Source organism: Thermosynechococcus sp. (assembly GCF_025999095.1).
Classification (GTDB): Bacteria; Cyanobacteriota; Cyanobacteriia; order Thermosynechococcales; family Thermosynechococcaceae; genus Thermosynechococcus.
Genome location: NZ_AP024678.1, coordinates 2,445,057 through 2,464,508, shown reverse-complemented (window position 1 = coordinate 2,464,508; position 19,452 = coordinate 2,445,057). Strand labels below are relative to the sequence as shown.

The 19,452-nt window shown below is 53.9% G+C and carries 18 protein-coding genes; 13 read left to right on the top strand and 5 right to left on the bottom strand.

Translation table 11 applies throughout. The features are described 5' to 3' along the window. Positions 1-118: 118 nt before the first annotated feature. Positions 119-1,789, bottom strand: coding sequence for a bifunctional 3,4-dihydroxy-2-butanone-4-phosphate synthase/GTP cyclohydrolase II (gene ribBA / locus Q0W94_RS12075; protein ID WP_399372426.1), 1,671 nt, complete (start codon positions 1,787-1,789; stop codon positions 119-121). Positions 1,790-1,995: 206 nt separating this feature from the next. On the opposite strand from ribBA, the gene Q0W94_RS12070 reads away from it, so the two are divergent. Continuing rightward, positions 1,996-2,982: a methyltransferase domain-containing protein gene (locus tag Q0W94_RS12070; protein ID WP_297759560.1), complete on the top strand. Its 987-nt coding sequence runs from the start codon at positions 1,996-1,998 to the stop codon at positions 2,980-2,982. Here Q0W94_RS12070 and Q0W94_RS12065 read toward each other — a convergent pair. Then, positions 2,967-3,602, bottom strand: a complete 636-nt coding sequence (locus Q0W94_RS12065; RefSeq protein WP_297759558.1) for a YqiA/YcfP family alpha/beta fold hydrolase — start codon at positions 3,600-3,602, stop codon at positions 2,967-2,969. The two genes, Q0W94_RS12070 and Q0W94_RS12065, sit on opposite strands and share 16 nt — an antisense overlap. Before the next feature lie 387 nt (positions 3,603-3,989). Between Q0W94_RS12065 and Q0W94_RS12060 the strand changes: the two genes are divergently transcribed. Both Q0W94_RS12060 and Q0W94_RS12055 read left to right on the top strand, forming a co-directional pair. Beyond that, positions 3,990-4,409, top strand: coding sequence for a photosystem I reaction center subunit II PsaD (locus tag Q0W94_RS12060; protein WP_149819488.1), 420 nt, complete (start codon positions 3,990-3,992; stop codon positions 4,407-4,409). A 103-nt stretch (positions 4,410-4,512) separates the two neighbouring features. Further along, on the top strand, positions 4,513-4,824 hold the full coding sequence (locus Q0W94_RS12055; protein ID WP_297759556.1) for a DUF3181 family protein: 312 nt from the start codon (positions 4,513-4,515) through the stop codon (positions 4,822-4,824). On the opposite strand, the gene acsF is transcribed toward Q0W94_RS12055, so the two are convergent. Beyond that, complete coding sequence (acsF, locus tag Q0W94_RS12050) at positions 4,821-5,885, bottom strand: magnesium-protoporphyrin IX monomethyl ester (oxidative) cyclase (protein ID WP_297759554.1); 1,065 nt, start codon at positions 5,883-5,885, stop codon at positions 4,821-4,823. The genes Q0W94_RS12055 and acsF overlap by 4 nt on opposite strands. A gap of 271 nt (positions 5,886-6,156) precedes the next feature. Between acsF and Q0W94_RS12045 the strand changes: the two genes are divergently transcribed. The 3 genes from Q0W94_RS12045 (at position 6,157) to Q0W94_RS12035 (ending at position 9,252) form a co-directional block, all read left to right on the top strand. Beyond that, the gene (locus Q0W94_RS12045) at positions 6,157-6,888 is read left to right on the top strand and encodes a heme oxygenase (biliverdin-producing) (protein ID WP_297759552.1); all 732 of its coding nucleotides are present in this window, start codon (positions 6,157-6,159) and stop codon (positions 6,886-6,888) included. 38 nt (positions 6,889-6,926) lie between these two features. Further along, positions 6,927-8,309: an oxygen-independent coproporphyrinogen III oxidase gene (gene hemN, locus Q0W94_RS12040; RefSeq protein WP_297759550.1), complete on the top strand. Its 1,383-nt coding sequence runs from the start codon at positions 6,927-6,929 to the stop codon at positions 8,307-8,309. A gap of 103 nt (positions 8,310-8,412) precedes the next feature. Continuing rightward, the gene (locus Q0W94_RS12035; protein WP_297759549.1) at positions 8,413-9,252 is read left to right on the top strand and encodes a fatty acid desaturase; all 840 of its coding nucleotides are present in this window, start codon (positions 8,413-8,415) and stop codon (positions 9,250-9,252) included. Here Q0W94_RS12035 and Q0W94_RS12030 read toward each other — a convergent pair. Beyond that, positions 9,249-9,992: a DUF928 domain-containing protein gene (locus Q0W94_RS12030; RefSeq protein ID WP_297759547.1), complete on the bottom strand. Its 744-nt coding sequence runs from the start codon at positions 9,990-9,992 to the stop codon at positions 9,249-9,251. The two genes, Q0W94_RS12035 and Q0W94_RS12030, sit on opposite strands and share 4 nt — an antisense overlap. 397 nt (positions 9,993-10,389) lie before the next feature. Between Q0W94_RS12030 and Q0W94_RS12025 the strand changes: the two genes are divergently transcribed. From Q0W94_RS12025 to Q0W94_RS11995, 7 genes are all read left to right on the top strand, one after another. After that, positions 10,390-12,039, top strand: coding sequence for an alpha/beta hydrolase (locus Q0W94_RS12025; protein WP_297759545.1), 1,650 nt, complete (start codon positions 10,390-10,392; stop codon positions 12,037-12,039). Then, positions 12,039-13,535: a cobyric acid synthase gene (locus tag Q0W94_RS12020; RefSeq protein ID WP_297759544.1), complete on the top strand. Its 1,497-nt coding sequence runs from the start codon at positions 12,039-12,041 to the stop codon at positions 13,533-13,535. Before Q0W94_RS12025 ends, Q0W94_RS12020 begins: the two co-directional genes overlap by 1 nt. 97 nt (positions 13,536-13,632) lie before the next feature. Next, the gene (locus tag Q0W94_RS12015) at positions 13,633-13,986 is read left to right on the top strand and encodes a hypothetical protein (RefSeq protein WP_297759542.1); all 354 of its coding nucleotides are present in this window, start codon (positions 13,633-13,635) and stop codon (positions 13,984-13,986) included. Positions 13,987-14,044: 58 nt separating this feature from the next. Next, entirely contained in the window at positions 14,045-15,064 is a 1,020-nt protein-coding gene (trpD, locus tag Q0W94_RS12010) for an anthranilate phosphoribosyltransferase (protein WP_297759540.1), read from the top strand. Continuing rightward, positions 15,054-15,920 carry a carboxylating nicotinate-nucleotide diphosphorylase gene (gene nadC, locus Q0W94_RS12005; protein ID WP_297759538.1) on the top strand — a complete coding sequence of 289 codons (867 nt, stop codon included), beginning with the start codon at positions 15,054-15,056 and terminating at the stop codon, positions 15,918-15,920. Before trpD ends, nadC begins: the two co-directional genes overlap by 11 nt. 42 nt (positions 15,921-15,962) lie before the next feature. Beyond that, positions 15,963-17,606 (top strand): iron ABC transporter permease, encoded by a 1,644-nt coding sequence (locus tag Q0W94_RS12000; protein ID WP_297759536.1) that lies wholly within the window; start codon positions 15,963-15,965, stop codon positions 17,604-17,606. A gap of 72 nt (positions 17,607-17,678) precedes the next feature. Further along, on the top strand, positions 17,679-18,260 hold the full coding sequence (locus Q0W94_RS11995) for a DUF1997 domain-containing protein (RefSeq protein WP_297759534.1): 582 nt from the start codon (positions 17,679-17,681) through the stop codon (positions 18,258-18,260). A gap of 113 nt (positions 18,261-18,373) precedes the next feature. Here the strand turns inward: Q0W94_RS11995 and Q0W94_RS11990 are convergent, their stop codons facing one another. Continuing rightward, positions 18,374-19,447, bottom strand: a complete 1,074-nt coding sequence (locus tag Q0W94_RS11990) for a hypothetical protein (protein ID WP_297759533.1) — start codon at positions 19,445-19,447, stop codon at positions 18,374-18,376. Positions 19,448-19,452 lie beyond the last annotated feature (5 nt).

Below are 19,452 nucleotides of genomic sequence, written 5' to 3'. Positions count from 1 at the left end.
AACAAGAGTGCCACCAGTCATACCGAAAAGGGCTTGTTGAACCTTGGCGTTTTCCCGATTCCCCAATCGCAGCCCTGCTGTCAATGCCCCAAGATACCCATTGATGCTTTTTGATGCTTTAACCTGTTGCGGCGGACCAGGAATAGATGAGATGGGGCTGCCACTCCCTGGGCGACTGTTGGGTGTAGGCTTGGCGATCCAGAGCCATCGGTAGGTTGAGCATTGGATCGGTGCCCGTGGCCACCAGAAACTCAAATCCTTTTAGCGTTGGCCATTGGCAAAATTGCCGCAGCAGGGTTTGCACCGCAAGCACATAGGGATGTTCCGGCTGCTGATACCACTGGCGATCGGCGACATGGGGCTGGTCAAAGCCAAAGTGAACAATCAGGTCAGGATGCCCAAAGATGGCTTGAGCAACGGGCCGAGCTTCTTCACGCACCAGCAAATGGACACCCGCGGCCAGATGACGTAGTTTTTCCAGTCGTTCATAGCGATCGCCGGCATCCAATTGCGACTCCCGCCAGCGAAAGGCCACCGTCATCAGGTAAGTTTGCAGCAGCAGATGCCCCAGTTTCTCTGCCTTGGTCGTCAAGTAGGGGGTGTTGTAGGGGGTCGCTTCAATCAACAGGGGCACCCGATCCACCACTTCAAGGCCATAGCCCTTGAGGCCAGCAATTTTGCGGGGGTTATTGGTAATCAGGCGAATCTGCTTCACCCCCAAGTCATTGAGGATCTGAGCACCGACGCCATAATTGCGCAAATCCGCTGGAAAGCCCAGGTGCTCATTGGCCTCCACCGTATCCATGCCTAAATCTTGCAGGGAATAAGCGCGCAACTTGTTGACCAGCCCAATCCCCCGCCCCTCTTGCCGCAGGTAAACCACCACACCGCGACCGGCGGCGTTAATCATTTTCAGAGCCGCCTGCAGTTGCATCCGACAATCACAGCGCAAGGAACCAAGGGCGTCTCCCGTCAAGCATTCAGAATGGACGCGCACCAGTACGGGTTGCTCGCTAAATGTGGCGGGATCCCCTTTGACAACGGCGACGTGCTCCGATTGATCGAGGGAATTGCGGTAGCCATAGATTTGAAATTCACCGAACTCCGTCGGTAGCTTGGCCACGGCCTCGCGGCGCACAAAGCGCTCATGCTGGAGACGGTAGCTAATGAGGTCAGCAATACTAATAATTTTGAGTTGGTGGGTGCGGGCATACTCCATGAGTTCGGGCAGCCGCGACATGGTGCCGTCGGGATTTTGAATTTCACAGATCACACCCGCTGGGTAAAGACCCGCCAACCGTGTCAGATCCACTGCGGCCTCAGTGTGGCCAGCTCGCTTGAGAACTCCCCCAGGGCGCGATCGCAGGGGGAAAACATGGCCAGGGCGACGTAGATCTTGAGGTTGCGTGCTCGGATCAATCAACGCTTGAATCGTGCGGGCGCGATCCTCGGCGGAAATACCTGTGGTCACGCCCCAACGGGCACCGGCATCCACACTCACCGTAAAGGCCGTTTGGTTGCTATCGGTATTTGTTGTCACCATTAAGGGCAGATCCAATTCATCGAGGCGATCGCCCTCCATGGCGAGGCAAATCAGTCCCCGTGCATGAACAGCCATGAAGTTAATCATGGCAGGGGTCACGCGCTCAGCAGCACCAATCAAATCTCCCTCATTCTCGCGATTTTCGTCATCCACGACCACAATTACTTCGCCGCGCCGCAGGGCCTCTAATGCTGATTCAATGGAGTCAAACACAGCCACATCCGCCAAGGTAGTTACTTCCAGAATTCTCAAGGCTTCCTATTACTAAGTTACAGCCTTTTTCACAACGGTTGGGGGCCCGCAGCACCACTTGGCAGGATTGCACCAACTTTTCAAGATAGTATTGAAGACCGTCCAATCTGCCACGAAAACCCATCCGTGGTTCTTTCCCTTGTGAAAATGCCGAAAACTTCGTCATTATTAGTGAAAGGTTTCGCTAGTCAATCTGCTGCATGTCTCATCTAGGGTTCATACTGGTTCTCACTGTTGGTGCCTTAGTCCTGCTGGGCTTAGCGCTTTACCTGTTGTTTCCCCGCAAGTACGAGTCTGCCCGCTCCGTGGCCGAGTCCTATGACAACTGGACCAATGACGGCATTCTTGAATTTTACTGGGGTGAGCATATTCATCTGGGCCACTACGGCTCGCCTCCTCGCCGCAAAGACTTTCGCCAAGCGAAGGTGGATTTTGTCCATGAAATGGTGCGCTGGGCCGGTCTTGATCGCCTGCCGCCAGGGACAACCGTCTTGGATGTCGGCTGTGGTATTGGCGGCAGCAGTCGTATCCTGGCCCGTGACTATGGCTTTCATGTTACTGGAATTACGATTAGCCCTGAGCAGGTACGGCGGGCGCGAGAACTCACTCCTGGGGATCTGAATGTTCGGTTTCAGCTCGATGACGCTCTAGCGTTGTCATTTCCAGATGCCAGCTTCGACGTGGTTTGGTCAATTGAAGCCGGCCCCCACATGCCCGATAAACAGCAGTTCGCTAAAGAATTACTCCGGGTCCTGAAGCCGGGCGGAATTCTGGTGGTTGCCGATTGGAACCAGCGGGACGATCGCCAGCAGCCCTTGAACCTCTGGGAGCGGCTGATGATGCGGCAGCTCCTGGATCAATGGGCACACCCCGCCTTTGCCAGCATTGAAGGTTTTGCGGAGGCCCTTGCCGCAACGGGTTTAGTGGCTGGAGACGTCATTACTGCTGACTGGACACAGGAAACGCTCCCCTCATGGCTAGATTCAATTTGGCAGGGAATTGGGCGGCCAGAGGGATTAATTCGCTTTGGCCTACCGGGGCTAGTGAAATCCCTGCGGGAAGTGCCCACCTTCCTGCTGATGCGGATTGCCTTTGGCATGGGACTCTGCCGCTTTGGCATGTTTCGTGCCGTGCGAGCGGAGATTCCCGCTGTCTCCCCTGACCCCGCCTCTCAAGTTAACTGCTGATAAATAATGGGATACATCATGCCCCAAATAGCAGGTTGTACTTCCTTGAGGGCGTGATCACTGTCCAATTCCACCCGACTGACCCAAGGGCGACCTTCACAGTACCGACGACTGGCGTCAATGGGAATCACTTCATCCTGAAGGCCATGGAAAATGAGGGTGGGCACAGGGCGCTGGAGCTGGCGATCGTCATACTCCAGTAAATCTTTGGCAAAGCCATAGCTAAGGGGCAGTAGGCGTTCTTCAGTGTAGTGGTAGACCTCTAAAACCCCCGTGGCTTGCCAGCGGCGATATTCATCCCCTAGACGCGGCAGCCACTGGATAGCAAACTCAAAGGCAGGAGCCAACAGAAACAGCTGCACCACTTGGGGATGTTTTTCGGCAAGCCAAGCGGCAGTCAAGCCACCAAAACTAGAGCCAATTAATGTGATGGGTTCTTCTGGGGTAAGCAGTGCTTCTACCTGTTCAATTTGGCGACTCAGGGTCAAGTGAAAAAAATCCCCCTGATTGAGATCGGGAATGAGTAGCGGTTGACCAAGTTCCTCAAAGCGATCGCGAAAATACTGGGCTTTACTCGAGCGCGGCGACGAGGCAAATCCATGGAGGTAGAGATATTGCATTGCTCAACGATCCCTTGCGAGGAGTGGACGCATTTTTGTTGTACTTTGTCAATAATCTTAACAAATTTCCCCTTTCGCCATAGGTTGTTCAAGGGTGATCATTGGTAATCAGTCAGAATCCGAATCAAATAGCCCAATAACCAATAACAATGGGTGATCATGAACGAACTGTTACAGTTTCTCACAAGTCGCATCAATCCAGCGGTTTCAATGCTACGATGCCGTTGAATCTGGTTATAACCCTTTTCGCAATGGTGGCAAACGCTCAAGACTGCGAAGGCCCCCATGGGAGAGGAGTGCATCCCCTTGATGTATCCCATATGCAGCAAAAGGGTTGTATCTAGCCAATCTTAAGGATAACAACGTCAGAGATTGAGGATCGAACGCATGACAACACTCACTGGGCAACCCCCGCTCTATGGTGGCAGCACCGGCGGCCTCCTCAGCGCAGCGGATACCGAAGAGAAATACGCCATCACTTGGACAAGCCCCAAAGAGCAAGTTTTTGAAATGCCGACGGCTGGGGCTGCTGTTATGCGTGAAGGTGAAAATCTCGTTTACCTTGCCCGTAAGGAGCAGTGCCTTGCCCTAGCTGCTCAACAACTGCGTCCCCGCAAAATTAACGACTACAAAATCTATCGCATTTTCCCCGATGGCGAAACGGTATTGATCCATCCCAAGGATGGCGTTTTCCCTGAGAAAGTCAACCAAGGGCGGGAAGCGGTCAACTCTGTGCCTCGCTCCATTGGCCAGAATCCCAACCCCTCGCAACTGAAGTTCACTGGCAAAAAGCCCTACGATCCATAGGTCGGTGCTGAACATTCTTTATTATCGCCCCCATGGTTGAGCCATCGGGGGTATTCTTTTGAGCTAACCTAGGGTCAACGGGAGTCCTGCAGGAAGGTGACAAGTGTTGAGTCGCACCCCTTTCATTGAACGCCTGGCGGCTGAAATTGGCCGTGATATTTATATCGATGTTGCTAAATGGCATCTCTACCTTGGTGATGCCAAGCTGGCAACCCCTCTTGCGGAAGCCTTTTTGCCCCTTTTAGAACAGGGGGAAATGAGTGCGGCACAGGTTACTAGCGTCCTGCAGGAGGTCTCAGTTCCCCTTGGCGGGGGTCAGCAATTCCTTTCCCTGGATCGCTTGATTCCCAAGGCCAACCAAGAATTGCTGGTAGAACTGCTCAACCGTTTTCGCCAAGAGGAGCTTAACTCTTAGTGGACGGTGCCCCATTCCTGTTGAGCATTGACGGGGGGCAACAGATAAATGCGCAGGAGATGACCTGCGATCGCCAACTGGTGGGGAAGTTTCCGTAAGGCCTTCAGCCACTTTGGTTGATGAGTGGCTTCAATTGCCTGTAGTGTCTTGCTGATTTCAACACAGCGTTGCAGACGCGGATAAAACTCAGGGTGATCGACATTGAGCACCACAGAGAAGGTACGCGCCGCTGTTTCATTGGTTTTGGCAATCACCTCGCGATCGAATGCTGTGGCATCAAGCCCAAGGGCTTCATAGAATTTGGCACGCTCATGGACCGTCAGCGTATGGGTGGCAAACACCGTCAGCAGGAAGAAGCGCATCCAGAGTTTGGCGCCCCAGCCTTGAATCAATTGGGGTTGGGAGTGGATCAAGGCCTTGAAAATGTCGCCGTGGCGGTTTTCATCTTGGCACCAGCTTTCAAAATAGTTAAAGAGGGGGTAGAAGGAATGTTCGGGGTGCTTTTCAAGATGACGGTAGATAATGATGTAGCGCCAGTAGCCAATTTTCTCTGATAGATAAACGGTGTAGAGTACCCAGGCTAGAGGGAAAAAGGTGTAGGTGCGCGTCTTGGAGAGATAGCCCAAGTCCATGGCATGGCCAAAATCCATCATGGCTTTGTTGAGAAAGCCTGCGTGCCGCGCTTCATCCCGCGCCATCAGGTGAAAGATTTCCGCCAAAAGGGGGTTGCGATTCTTGAGCTGGCGCGAGAGCTCCTTAAAGAGCAAAAACCCTGAAAACTCAGAGACACAGGAGCGCTCAAGGTAGTCAATAAAGGCTTTGCGGGTCTCTGCATCCAAGATGTCCCAAGTGCCTTTGAAGGAGTCATCGCGGACAAAGTGATGGCGGTTGTAGTCTGCCCGCATTTCCGCCAACATCGCTTCCAGTTGTTCTTGCTGACGACTGAGGTCAAGTGTTGCTGCGTGTTCAAAATCTGTTGTGTAAAAACGGGGGGTTAAAAGGTTCTCACGAATGGTTTTAACGCTCTGGCCTGAATCAGGATTGGGGGCGATCGCCACCATAAGTCTCTCACTCCTATAGAACTAAACCTATGCAGGTCATACTGTTTTACTATACTATATCCCTGAGGACGGTCAATAACCACCTTGACGATGGGGCAAAAGTAGCCAGTTTTGTTATGTTTTTTAAAGCTTCACTTGACAGCCAAATGGTCAAAAAGTAATACTCGCCAATAGCCTGCCATTCTGCCCCCGTTCAACCCACGGCCATCCCCCGTTGGCAGGATAAAGTTGTTCAAAAAAATTGTTAAAACCAATTTCAGGAGTTACAGGTATGACAGTGCTCTCCCTTGCGCTGCGGGAAGGAACGGCTGAGGCTCACACCTTGGCTGAGCACACCGCCTTCATGAAATGTTTTGTACGGGGGTTGATTACCCCGAGTCTCTTCCGCCAGTTCTTGGCTAACCTCTACTTTGTTTACACCGCTCTGGAGGCGGCCTTAGCCAGGGCCAAGAGCGATCCGGTGCGCGCTATTTACTTCCCCGAACTCAACCGCAGTGGTCAACTGGCCCAGGACTTGAGCTTCTACTACGGCGAGGATTGGCGCGATCAGATTACTCCCCTTACGGCCACCCGCGTTTACCTCAGTCGCCTTCATGATGTGGCCCAAAGTGAACCTCTGTTGCTCATTGCCCATTCCTACACCCGCTATATGGGGGATCTCTCTGGGGGACAAGCCCTGAGTAAAATTGTGCGTTCGCAGTTGACGCTCCCCGAAGGCAAGGGCACGGCCTTTTACGAGTTTCCAGCACTGCCGACCCCGGAAGATAAGAAAGCCTTTAAGCAGCGGTATCGGGAAACGTTGGATAGTCTTGGCCTCGACGAGGAGGCGATCGCCCGCATTGTCAAGGAGGCCAACTTTGCCTTTGCCCTCAACTGCAACCTCATGCACGCCCTGGAGTCGGAGTTAAAAACCACCATTGGCGATCAGACGTGGCAGGCCGTGGTTATCGAGAACCAGCCCAGTCGGCGGGAGCACCTCCGTCCTGAAGCCATTGCCATCTAAGACCCACTGTTGATCTTGTTAGGAGCTTGCAAACATCCATGAGTGTGGTTCAGCCAATCCAATTTGATGGGGCACTGCTGCAAAAGTACGATCGTCCCTTGCCCCGCTATACCAGTTACCCCACGGCTGCCGAATTTACTCCCGATTTTGATCGCCACTGTTTCGAGCGGGAGCTACTGCGGAGTAACGAAGCGCACCTACCCCTGTCCCTCTACGTGCATATTCCCTTTTGTCAGACCGCCTGCTATTTTTGCGGTTGCAACGTCATTGTCACCCAAAGCCAAACTATTGCCAAAACCTACTTGGATGCCTTGGCGGAGGAAATTGCTCAAGTGGCGGCACGGCTGGATCGCACTCGTCCCGTGATTCAAATGCATTGGGGCGGCGGTACTCCCAACTACCTCACGATTGACCAAGTGGAATCCCTGTGGCGGACGCTCACTCAGCACTTTGAATTGACCAACAATGCGGAAATTTCCATTGAGGTCAATCCCCGCTACATCAACCGTGATTATCTCTTTCAGCTGCGGAATCTGGGCTTCAATCGCCTCAGCTTTGGCTTGCAGGACTTTGATCCCCAAGTGCAACTGGCAGTGAATCGCCTGCAGCCTGAGACATGGCTCTTTCAAGTGATGGAGTGGATCCGCGCTGCTGAGTTTGAGAGTGTCAACATTGACCTCATCTATGGTCTGCCCTATCAAACCGTCCAATCCTTTGAAGCCACAATTGCCAAAACCCTGCGCCTTGACCCCGATCGCATTGCTGTCTTTAACTTTGCCTATCTACCCAATTTGAAACCCATCCAAAAGCGAATTGATCCCACCACCCTACCCGATAGTGCAACCAAACTCACGATTTTGCAGCGGGTGATTGAAATCCTAACTAGCCAAGGCTATCGGTACATTGGCATGGATCACTTTGCCAAGCCCACCGATGAGCTGGCGATCGCCCAGGAAGCAGGGACGCTCAAGCGCAACTTTCAGGGCTATACAACACTGCCAACTGCAGATTTGATTGGCTTTGGCCTCACCTCGATCAGTATGTTGCAGGAGGCCTATGCCCAAAATCAGAAACACTTAGCCACCTACTTTAGGGATGTTGCGGCGGGTCAGCTGGCCACAGAACGCGGCATTCAACTGCACCGTGAAGATTTGTTGCGGCGCACGATCATCATGGAACTGATGTGCCAATTTACCCTCGACAAATCAGCGATCGCCCGCCAGTTTAATCTCGATTTTGATGCCCACTTTGCCCCCGAGTTAGTTGCACTGCGGGAATTGGCTGCCGATGGCCTCATTCATTTGGGGCGCGATCGCCTAGAGGTCACCCCCGTAGGACGACTCCTGATCCGCAACATTACTGCCGTCTTTGATGCCTACCTGCAACAAAAATCTGGTAGGACATTTTCTAAGGCCATTTAGCCCCCATTGCCTCTACCATTTTCTGGGTAAGCCAGAATCCTTAGATCTATAAATCTAAAGCTAAACTCGTGTCTAAACTCACAAACGGTGTTGAGGAGTACCTATGACATCATCCCTAGAATTGCAACCCCAGACCCCCCGCCTCAATTGGGGCTTTGTCGTCTTTTTAGGGGCAGTGCATACTTTAGCCGCGGTTGCTCTTTTCTTTTTCTCCTGGTCGGCATTAGCCGTCACGATCTTTCTGCACTGGCTCTTTGGCAGTATCGGTATTTGCTTGGGATACCATCGTCTTTTAAGTCACCGCAGCTTCCAAGTGCCCCAGTGGCTAGAGTACACCATTGCTGTTGTGGGTGCCTTGGCCATGCAGGGGGGCCCAATTTTTTGGGTGGCAGGGCACCGCTTGCACCATGCCCACACCGAGGATGAGATTAAAGATCCCTACTCAGCACGGCGGGGCTTTTGGTGGAGCCATATGCTGTGGCTCGTCTATCCGCAGTCTCAGTTTTTCAATGCTGAGGAGTATGCCCGCTTTGCCCCCGACTTAACACGAGACCCCTTTTACCGCTGGCTAGATCGCTACTTTTTACTCCTGCAGCTTCCCCTTGCGCTGCTCCTCTATGGCTTAGGGGGTTGGTCCTGGTTGTTGTGGGGGATGTTTATGCGAGCTGTTTTTCTTTGGCACAGCACTTGGTTGATTAACTCTGCCACCCACAAGTGGGGCTATCGTCGCTTTGAGACCGCAGATAACTCCCGCAATCTCTGGTGGGCCGCCCTCCTCACCTATGGCGAGGGTTGGCACAACAACCACCATGCCTATCCCCACGTGGCCAAGGCGGGCTGGTACTGGTGGGAAGTGGATCCCACCTGGTGGGTGATTCGCACACTCCAAGGACTGGGTCTTGCCGCCAAGGTACAGTTGCCGCCGCCGACAGCATTGTCCTAATTGCCTCGGCTACGTTGGGCGATCGCCAGGTTGCTCAGCCGATTGAGACCGACGCCCTCGCTGGTCATTAACTCTCTCCAAAGAGTGTTAACTTTGGTGTCATTGGGCCGCTCCTGCCGCAGTTTCACCAACGCATCGAGGGCATCATACCAAAGGCCATTGCTAGCCAATAGATCATACCGTTGCAGGGGTTTGGCTTTGAGGAGTTGTTTTTCCAAGGTTGTTGGTAGAGTGACCCGTTGTACCCAGCCTTCCGCAAAGCGAATCTGGGAGGGATCGGGGTCATTGGGGTTACAGATCAGACTCACCGTCCAGCGGTAGTCTACCCCCTCCTGTAGGGGCGGCGCCTCACCTGTCAAGGTCATACTGTCTAGGCGGGGACGATTGGCCATCGGAAACTGTTGCTTGTAAATTTGCACCTGTCTGCCATCGGCAAGGCTCTGGAAGAGGGCAAACTCGAGAACTTGGTAATTATTGGCGGGTAAATACCAGTAAAACGTGGGGCGATGCATTGCCGTCAAGCCAATATTACTCGCAGGCACCAGTATCGTTAAATCAGGTTCATTTGCTGCGCTTTGCACTTTACAGGCGCTGCGTGTGGCCGCCCCCTCACGATTCCCCGGCCGGGATAGGTTCCTGGGGGGCGTAAATCCCGCCCAACTCAGACCTGCATTGAGGATGAGTACGGCTAAGCTCCCAGGAACCAAATATCGCAGTGACGTAACAATAGGTCGTTTCATAGGTCAATATCCTTACTGAAAAGCGCTAGCGGCAGGTGTCAAGGGGTCTTCTTGTTGATCATTTCCCTACCTGCTCCCCTACTACCATAGGAGTTTGGTGTGGGCGGCGGGGTGATAGCACCAACCAGAGGGTCATGATGTCCATCACCTACTCATATTGCGCTGGCTCACAATCTAAGTAGTTCCTAGGACGCGGACAGCACCTTAGCAGTTCCAAAGTGATGTGGAGGTGATTTCAGCAGCCGGCATCCTAGTAAGGAGCTGTATCTATACTGAAAAGTACCTAATAGATTTTTGCCACTGAGCGCTGTTCCCACTATTTATCTAAGTTTTTTGATTTAGTGGTATTGCGTGACTCCTCGCTGTGAATAACCTCTCCCTTAAGTGGTTTCTACTATTGCCTCCCCTCACTGTTGTGGCGGGTCTCAGCCTCTTTTGGGGGCGATCAGGGGGGCTGTCGGCAATGGCAGCAGAACGAATTATTTTTCGCTATGGCCCCTTCGAGCGATCGCTTCCCATTGCTGATTTAGAACGCTTTGCTACCACCGGCCAAGCCTCTCCAAAACTTGCTAGCTATTTGCGGTTATTGCCCCCTGAACACCGGCAGCAATTGCGATTGGCCTTACAAGAGCGACTGCGATTGTCCCCTGTGGCCGTTGCTCAACTGTTGTACTCGCCCCTGGGTCAAGAATTCATGGTGCAAGCGGGGCGGATTCTCCAAACCCAAAGCCGTCAAGAAAATGCCCTTGCGCTGCGAGCAGCGCTGATTCTCGCTGCCACTGATCCCCACGGTCTGACCGCGTTGAGTGTAATGCGCCACTACCCCTCCCCCAGTATTCGCTTTGACCTCAAGGAAGGCCTCGCGATTCTCAAAAATTTCCAGCACACCATCCACAAAACAGAGACCATTCTGAATGTTGTCCGTCAACAGGCGATCGCAAATCAGACAGAAGCTATCCCTGCAAGTGCGCAATCACTGCTTCAACCGGGTCCTTGGCGGTGGCTAGAGATGCCTTGGACAGCGGTAGATGAATCGCCTCAGCGGTTGCAGTTAACGGGACATTCCCGCCCCATTGCCGCGGATCTCTATCTACCCATCGTTCCTGCGGGACAGCGGGTTTCAGTGGTCATTGTTTCCCATGGACTGGGGGCAAGCCGCCACAGCTATCGCTATCTGTGTCAGCATCTGGCTTCCCATGGGTTGGCGGTGATTGCCCTTGAGCATGTTGGTAGCTCAGCCCGTCAAGTAATGTCCTTTCCCATGGGCTATGTCAGTCCAAAGATGGCGGCTCAAGAATTTCTAGATCGCCCCCTCGATGTCACGTTTGTCCTCAATCGTTTGGCAGCATTCCCTGAGCAACTCTACCCTTGGGCAGGGCACCTAAACTTGGAGCGGGTGGCGATGATTGGTCAGTCCTTTGGGGGCTACACCGCTCTAGCCCTGGCAGGGGCACGATTGGATTTTGAACAACTACGGCGACACTGTACAAGAACTGTCCTTGACTCCTTCAATGTGTCACTGCTGCTCCAATGCCAAGCGCAAGCATTACCCCCAAAGGTTTATTCCCTAGAGGATCCCCGCGTACAAGCGGTAATTGCTGTTAACCCGATTACCAGTGCTCTTTTTAGTCCTGAATCTTTGGGGCACCTAAAGGCTGCTGTGATGTTGGTTGCAGCCAGTAATGATACGATCGCCCCCCCTGTAGAGGAGCAAATTTATCCCTTTACATGGCTCACAGGGCGCGATCGCTACTTGGTGTTGATGGACAATGCGACCCATTTTTCAACAATTGGTGAGACCAGTCCCAACGAACCCGTGCTGCCCGTGCCAAAGGCACTGGTGGGTGCCACACCCCCGCGATCGCGCGCCTATCTGCGAGGATTGAGCTTGGCCTTTTTACGCTTGCACCTTTTAGGGGATGAACAGGCGCGGCAGTGGCTGACCCCCGCCGCCGCAATGGCGTTGAGTGCCCCCACCTATGGCCTGAACCTCACCCAATCTCTCGCCCCAGAACTGTTGGAAAAGCTACCGCAGGCAGTGAAGTAATGATGAACTCGACCCTGAAGGCTAAATCCCTAATGGTAGTGGGAACCACGTCCCATGCGGGTAAATCCCTCCTCGCAGCCGTGATTTGTCGTTGGCTGGCTCAGCAGGGCTACCGTGTCACTCCCTTTAAGGGCCAAAATATGGCCTTGAATGCCTACGTTACCCGTAAGGGCGGCGAAATTGGCTATGCCCAAGCAATGCAGGCCTGGGCAGCAGGGATAGAACCCGAAGTGGCAATGAACCCAATTCTCCTCAAGCCCCAAGGCAACATGACCTCCCAAGTGATCCTCAGGGGGCAGGTGGTGGGTGTCACCCAAGCGGCCGACTACTATCGGGACTATTTTGAGCGGGGTTGGCAGGCAATTACAGAGGCTCTGGCGGATCTCCAGCAACGGTTTGACTGGATTGTGTGTGAGGGCGCCGGATCGCCAGCGGAAATTAATCTCAAGCACCGCGATCTCACAAATATGCGGGTGGCCACTTATCTTGGGGCACCGACTATTCTTGTGGCCGATATTGATCGCGGTGGTGTGTTTGCCCACATTGTTGGGACATTGATGCTCCTGGAGCCTGCTGAGCGGGCGTTGATTCAGGGGATCGTGATTAATAAATTTCGCGGTCAGCGATCGCTCCTTGACAGTGGCTTGCAATGGCTAGAGGAGACCACGGGGGTACCAGTTTTAGGGGTGATTCCATGGCTTGAGCGCCACTACGCTGCCGAAGATTCCCTTGATCTTTGGGATCCCCGTCCACAACGCCAAGGGGCAGACCTGAAAATTACGGTGATTCGACTACCGCGCATTGCCAACTTTACCGATATTGATCCTCTCCTGGCAGAACCCAGTGTTGCTGTTGAGTTTTTGCCCCCCCATCGTCCCCTAGGGCAACCCGATGCCGTGATCTTGCCGGGGACGAAAACGACCATTGCTGATCTGCAGGTCCTACGGGAAACGGGCATGGCAGAGCAACTCAAAACCTATGCTAGCCAAGGGGGAACAATTCTGGGCATTTGCGGTGGTTGGCAGATGTTGGGTACCACCATCAGCGATCCCCTAGGCTTAGAGGGATGTCCCGGCACCTATGCAGGATTGGGCCTCATGCCGCTGCACACCCAATTGGGGGCAACTAAATGTACCCAGCAACAACAAACCCAATCGCTGCATTTCAACTGTCCTGAGCCGATCCTGGGCTATGAAATTCACCAAGGCCAAAGTGAATACACAGGTGATCTCCAAGGTTGGCAGCCCCTTTTTGCTGCGCCAGAACTGGGGCTTGTTAACAGCGCGGGCACACTTTGGGGCACGTATCTCCATGGGCTATTGGAAAACGGTGCTTGGCGCCGCCATTGGCTCAATGGGTTGCGATCGCGCCGGCAACTGCCCCCCCTGCCCACAGCGGTTCCCCACTATGCCGAGCAACGGACTATCGCACTGGATGAATTGACAAAAACCATTATGGCTCACCTGAACCTAGAGGGCATTTGTAAATTATGTTGATGTAAAAATTTCAAATTGTTAGCAATTGTCATCCCTTGCAAATGACTCCCCTAGACTGAGGAACGATGTGCTGATGATAGGGAGTGCAATAAAGACAATGACAGTGGCTGCTTCTTGGTCAGTGGGAATCTTAATTGTTTCGGCGATCGCCGCCTTGAGTGGCTTAAGCTGGCTCTTGTACGCGGCTTATCAAGAGGAAAAACAATTTCCCCTGCGGGAGTATTCCCCCCAAGAGGCCTACGGTGAAACCCTTTGGCGCATGGTCTTTGTCTATTGGCTCGTCTATTGTGGTGCGCGGGGTCTGCAAATCGCTGTACCATTAGAGGGTACCGATTTGGGTCAAATGTGCAAAATCACCGCACTCTTGGCCTTTTTGCTTACCGCCTCTTCGCTGCTTTGCTTACCGATGCACTATTGGCAGGCACGTCAGCGCCAGCAACAACTTAATTAAAATTAATTAGGTCTAATTAAGTCTAAATTAAGCCTCGATTCTCTTTCTGCAAGGTTCAATGTGGTCTGACCTGCTCCAACAACTCCTTGATCGCCAAGCCCTGACCCAAGAGCAGGCAGCTCAGTTAATGCAAGGATGGCTGGCAGAAGAAATTCCCGCTGCCCTCTCCGGTGCCATTCTCACAGCATTACAGTTCAAGGGGCTAACGGTTGAGGAACTGACGGGGATGGCCAGTGTATTGTTGGCTCAATCCGCAGGTGCGCCGCTGAATTTAGCCGAACCCCTCATTGATACCTGCGGCACGGGGGGCGATCGCGCTGGTACCTTTAATATCTCCACAGCAGTGGCCTTTGTTGTAGCGGCAGCGGGGGTCAAAGTGGCCAAGCATGGCAATCGTTCAGTCTCGAGTCGGGTGGGTTCCGCCGATGTCCTTGAGACGCTTGGGGTAAACCTGGCCCACAGTGATCCCGCCTTTTTACTCAAGGAAGTAGGGATCACGTTCCTCTTTGCCCCCGGTTGGCATCCGGCCATGAAAGCCGTTGCTCCCCTGCGGCGTACTCTGAAAATTCGCACAGTCTTTAACCTCCTTGGCCCGTTGGTGAATCCGCTCTATCCCACAGGACAGGTGATTGGGGTTTTTAGCGATCGCTACCTGGAAGCGATGGCCGGTGCCCTGCAACGTCTCCGACGCCAACGGGGTATTGTCCTCTATGGCCGGGAAGGGGTGGATGAAGCTACCCTTGGCAATATGACCGATCTAGTGATGTTTAGCCACCCTGAGGAGTCGCTGCGCCAAGAAGTTCTTGATCCCCAAGCGTTGGGGCTCGCCAGTGCACCCCTGAGGGATCTCGCTGGGGGCAATGTCCAGACCAATGCTGAAATTCTCACCCACGTTCTTCAGGGAAAGGGTACAGCGGCCCAACGGGATGTGGTTGCTCTCAATGCGGCCTTAGCTCTCTATGTGGCCGCAGCAGTGCAGGATTGGTGGGAGGGGGTCGATCGAGCAAAAGCAATTCTGGCCAGTGGCGCCGCCTGGGACAAGTTACAGACATTGGTGACGCTCTCCAATGAATCCTAGGGTCTCTGCCTATTTACCGCCGTGGGCTGTCTTGGATCCCCTCTTGGATCAATGGTTGCAGGAGGACATTGGTCGAGGCGATCGCACGACCCAAGCCTTGCATCTCCAAGATCGCCAAGGAAAAGCCTATATCCGTCTCAAAGGTCAGGGGGTCATTGCCGGTCTGCCCATTGTGGAGCGAGTGTTCCAACGCCTGACCACAGCGGTAGTGTTCACCTACGAGCAGGCCGAGGGCGCCATTTGTGAGGAGCCGACCATTGTTGCTCGGATTGCGGCTCCCCTAGAAACATTACTCCTGGGTGAACGGCTCGCCCTCAATTGCTTAATGCGCCTCAGTGGCATTGCCACCCTCACCCATACCTACGTCCAAGCAATTGCCGATTTGCCGACCCAACTGGTGGATACCCGCAAAACAACACCCGGACTGCGTCTGCTAGAAAAATATGCGGTGGCCGTGGGGGGCGGTGTGAACCATCGCTTTGGCCTTGACGATGCGATCCTGATTAAGGACAACCACATTGTGGCGGCAGGGGGCATCACCGCTGCCGTTGAAAACGTTCGCCAAGCCAGTCCCTTTCCCTTGGCCATTGAGGTGGAAACCGAAACTCTCGATCAGGTGCGTGAAGCCCTCTCCCTGGGGGTAGATGTCATCATGCTCGACAATATGCCGATTCCCGAGATGACCCAAGCAGTGGCGATGATCCGCGCTGCCGCCCCCCACATTAAAATTGAGGCCTCTGGCAATATCACCCTAGAAACCTTGCGACCCGTGGCCTTGACGGGGGTGGATTACATTTCTACGAGTGCCATGATTACGCGATCCCCCTGGCTAGATTTTAGTTTGACGATTCTTTGAGCCTTTCTGAGAAAGTGAGTGCCTGTTTTCGGAGGTTATGCTGTGTTTAAGTCCCTCAGCCTACGGCAGTGGGTGCGGCTGAAACCTTGGGAGCTACTGGTGTGGCTAATTGCCCTTGTGATTGCTGTGCCCATTCTCGTCATTCTCAGCAAAGTCTTTGTTAATACGGGTAACACTTGGCAGCATTTGGCAACAACCGTTTTGCCCGACTACTTATTGAACTCCCTGTGGTTGATGTTGGGCGTGGGGATAGGCGTTGTGATCATTGGGGTTAGTACGGCATGGCTAGTCACCAACTGTCAATTTTGGGGTGTGCGCTGCTGGCAATGGCTGCTGTTGACCCCTTTGGCGGCCCCCGCCTATGTCTTGGCCTACACCTATACGGAGTTTTTTGCCTTTGAGGGTCCGATTCAGGCATGGCTACGGGCACTAACGGGCTGGGGCTACGGTGACTATTGGTTTCCCAATATCCGCTCCCTTGGCGGGGCGATCGCCCTGCTCACCCTCGTTCTTTATCCCTATGTTTTTCTCTTGGCGCGAGTGGCATTTTTGGAGCAGGCCACCTGTAGCTTAGAGGCCAGTCGTTCCCTTGGCTGTGGGCCCTGGCGTAGTTTTTGGACAGTGGCATTGCCCCTGGCGCGGCCGGCGATCGCGGCGGGTACGAGCCTCGCCCTCATGGAAACCCTCAATGATTTTGGTACCGTGCAGTACTTTGGTGTCGATACGTTCACCGTAGGAATTTACCGCACCTGGTTTGGCATGGGCGATCGCGTGGCAGCGGCTCAGTTGGCCTCAGTTCTGGTGGTCATTGTTTTTGCCCTCCTGCTCCTAGAAAAATGGTCGCGGGGCAAGGCCCGTTATTACAGTCAGGGCCGCGATCGCCCCCTTCCCTACCAGCTCAAGGGATGGCGAGCAGCTCTGGCTTGGCTAGTCTGTGCCCTACCGGTGTTTTTTGGCCTCCTGCTCCCCGGCGGGTTGCTGCTCTACTTGGCCATCAGCTACCAACAATTGCAACTCAGCCGTGAGTTTTTAGAACATGCCAGCCACAGCCTCATTTTGGCGACGCTCTCGGCAGTACTTGCGGTGGGTATTGCCCTGCTGCTGGCCTATGGGCGACGTCTGCTGCCAACGGTTTGGGTGCGTTGGGGCACACAGATGGCTGCTATGGGCTACGCCATTCCGGGGACAGTGATTGCGGTGGGGATTCTCATGCCCTTGGGGTGGCTAGACAATCTCATTAATGATGTCACTGAGCACCTGTGGGGGGCGGAAGTGGGCTTGATTCTCAGTGGCACGATCACAGCACTGATCTATGCCTACTTGGTACGCTTTTTGGCGGTTTCCTTAGGCAGTGTGGAGGCTAGCTTGGTGAAAATTCGCCCTTCTCTCGATGAGGTGGCGCGGACCCTGGGGCGATCGCCTTGGAATATTCTGCGCACGATTCACTTGCCGCTGATGGTGCCCGGCCTTTTTACCGCCGCCCTGATGGTCTTTGTGGATGTGATGAAGGAATTGCCGGCAACATTGGTGATTCGTCCCTTTAACTTTGATACCCTAGCAATACAGGTTTACCGCTTTGCCTCTGATGAGCGACTTCCTGAGGCAGCCCTAAGTGCTTTGGCCCTGGTGGTCGTGGGTCTCATTCCCGTCCTTTGGCTGGGATTGCAAACCCGCTGGACTGACTAAGGGGTTCGGTTTACCCTTTACCTACTTGCTTAATAATTCGTTACATTAAAAACAACGTTTGCTAGGTGTGCTATGTACTTAGAATTTAAGGCCAGCCAATCTGTCCGCCTCAGTATTGAAACACCCACGGCTCCCTTACAGCACTACCTGCGTCAACCCCAGCGGCTTGTCTATGCCCTAACTGATCCAACCCGAGTGGAATTTTTGGGGAGCGATCGCTTTCGCCTCAAGATGCGCCCCTTGAACTTTCTCATGGTCAGCTTGCAGCCCACCGTAGATTTAGTGGTTCATGCCAATAGTGACGGCTCCTTACAATTGCGCTCCCTCGGCTGTGAAATTCGCGGCGTGGACTACATCAATCGCCGCTTTCACCTAGCCCTCACAGGCTACTTGTCTCCCCAAGCCACGGCGAACGGTACGGATTTAATCGGTCTCGCTGACTTGCAGGTGGGCGTAGATATTCCGCCTCCTTTGGATCTGACGCCGCGGCCGATTCTCGAAGCCACCGGCAATGGCTTACTCAAGAGCGTGCTCTTAACGATTAAACAGCGCCTCAGTCAGCAGCTTGTGGCCGATTATCAACGCTGGCTCACGGAAATGGAAACCAACGGCAGTGGCGATTGGCTTGCACCGCTCCCTGTGAGTTCTACTTGAGGTTTTGATGCCCTAGAGATAGACCTGCTTCGTACTAAGTAAGCGAGCAAGGCCAAAGAGTCCCCGCTGAAAACCTCTGGCAACAGCACCGATGGCCAGGGCATCCCAGCGCTCTAGTTGGGGGGGCGATTGACAAATACAAGGGGCGTTTGCACCTGCTGATAAAAGGCGCGGCAGTCCTCGTAACTACTGGCAATAATCCCGCTGGCGGCGCTGCCATACTGGTGAATCCAATTTACGGCGGCGCTGAGGTCTTCTTCATAGTGCCACGCCAAGCGTTGATCCAGGTAGGGGAGCGGCCACTCGCTGGCGTCCACAAGGGGAATTTCGGGATAGTTGCGGTGTAAGTGCTCATCCACTCCCTGTTTGTAGCCTGCTTGGGTGAGTTCATTGATCACAAATGCGAGATGGGAGGGGTTGACATTACTGAGCACAATCACCTTTTCAATAGCAAGGGCGCGATCGGGATTGGCTTGGTGGCTGTGCTGAATACAGTTGAGGACACTCTCTGGCGATACCGAACCATCCCAAACGAGATAGGTATTCCCCAGGGAAAGAGAAACTAAGGGACAGCGAGCAGCCGCCCGTTGCTCCGCAACAAAGCGGGAGCGGCCATAGACAAGGGCTAAATCAACAGCAGTGGGCTCCCCGAGCCAACTGGCCGGACTAAGGGAGAGGGTTTGAATAGTGGTTTTCGGTAGACTGGTTTTGCTCAATGCGGCCTCGATGAGAGTAGCGATCGCCCCAGCGGTATAGTGACTACTTTCACCACTCCAGAGCACAAGGGCATTGCCTGTTTTGAGTGCCATGCCCGCCAGCATCAAGCTCAAAGTGGGTAGCCCTTCATAGACTAAGGCCACCACCCCTAGGGGAACGGCATACTGAAAGCGCTCGGGTCGCGTCGGCAAGGGTTGTTGCCATGGATCTGCTGCATGGTAGAGGTGCTCTAGCCACTGGCGAATACGCTGCAGGCGCTCATGGGTCAGCCGCAGCCAGCCAAGCACAATCTGAGACACTGCTAGATCGCGGCTGGATTCGAGATCGAGGGTATTTTGCTCCAACAGGAGAGGTTCTGCTGTTGCCAACTCCTCAATGAGGTGCCTAAGGGCTTCCTGACGGCGGTCATAGCTAGCTTGACTGAGGTGGGTACTGGCGACCCGCGCCCTCCTCAGTGGCTCAGGCAACATGGCCG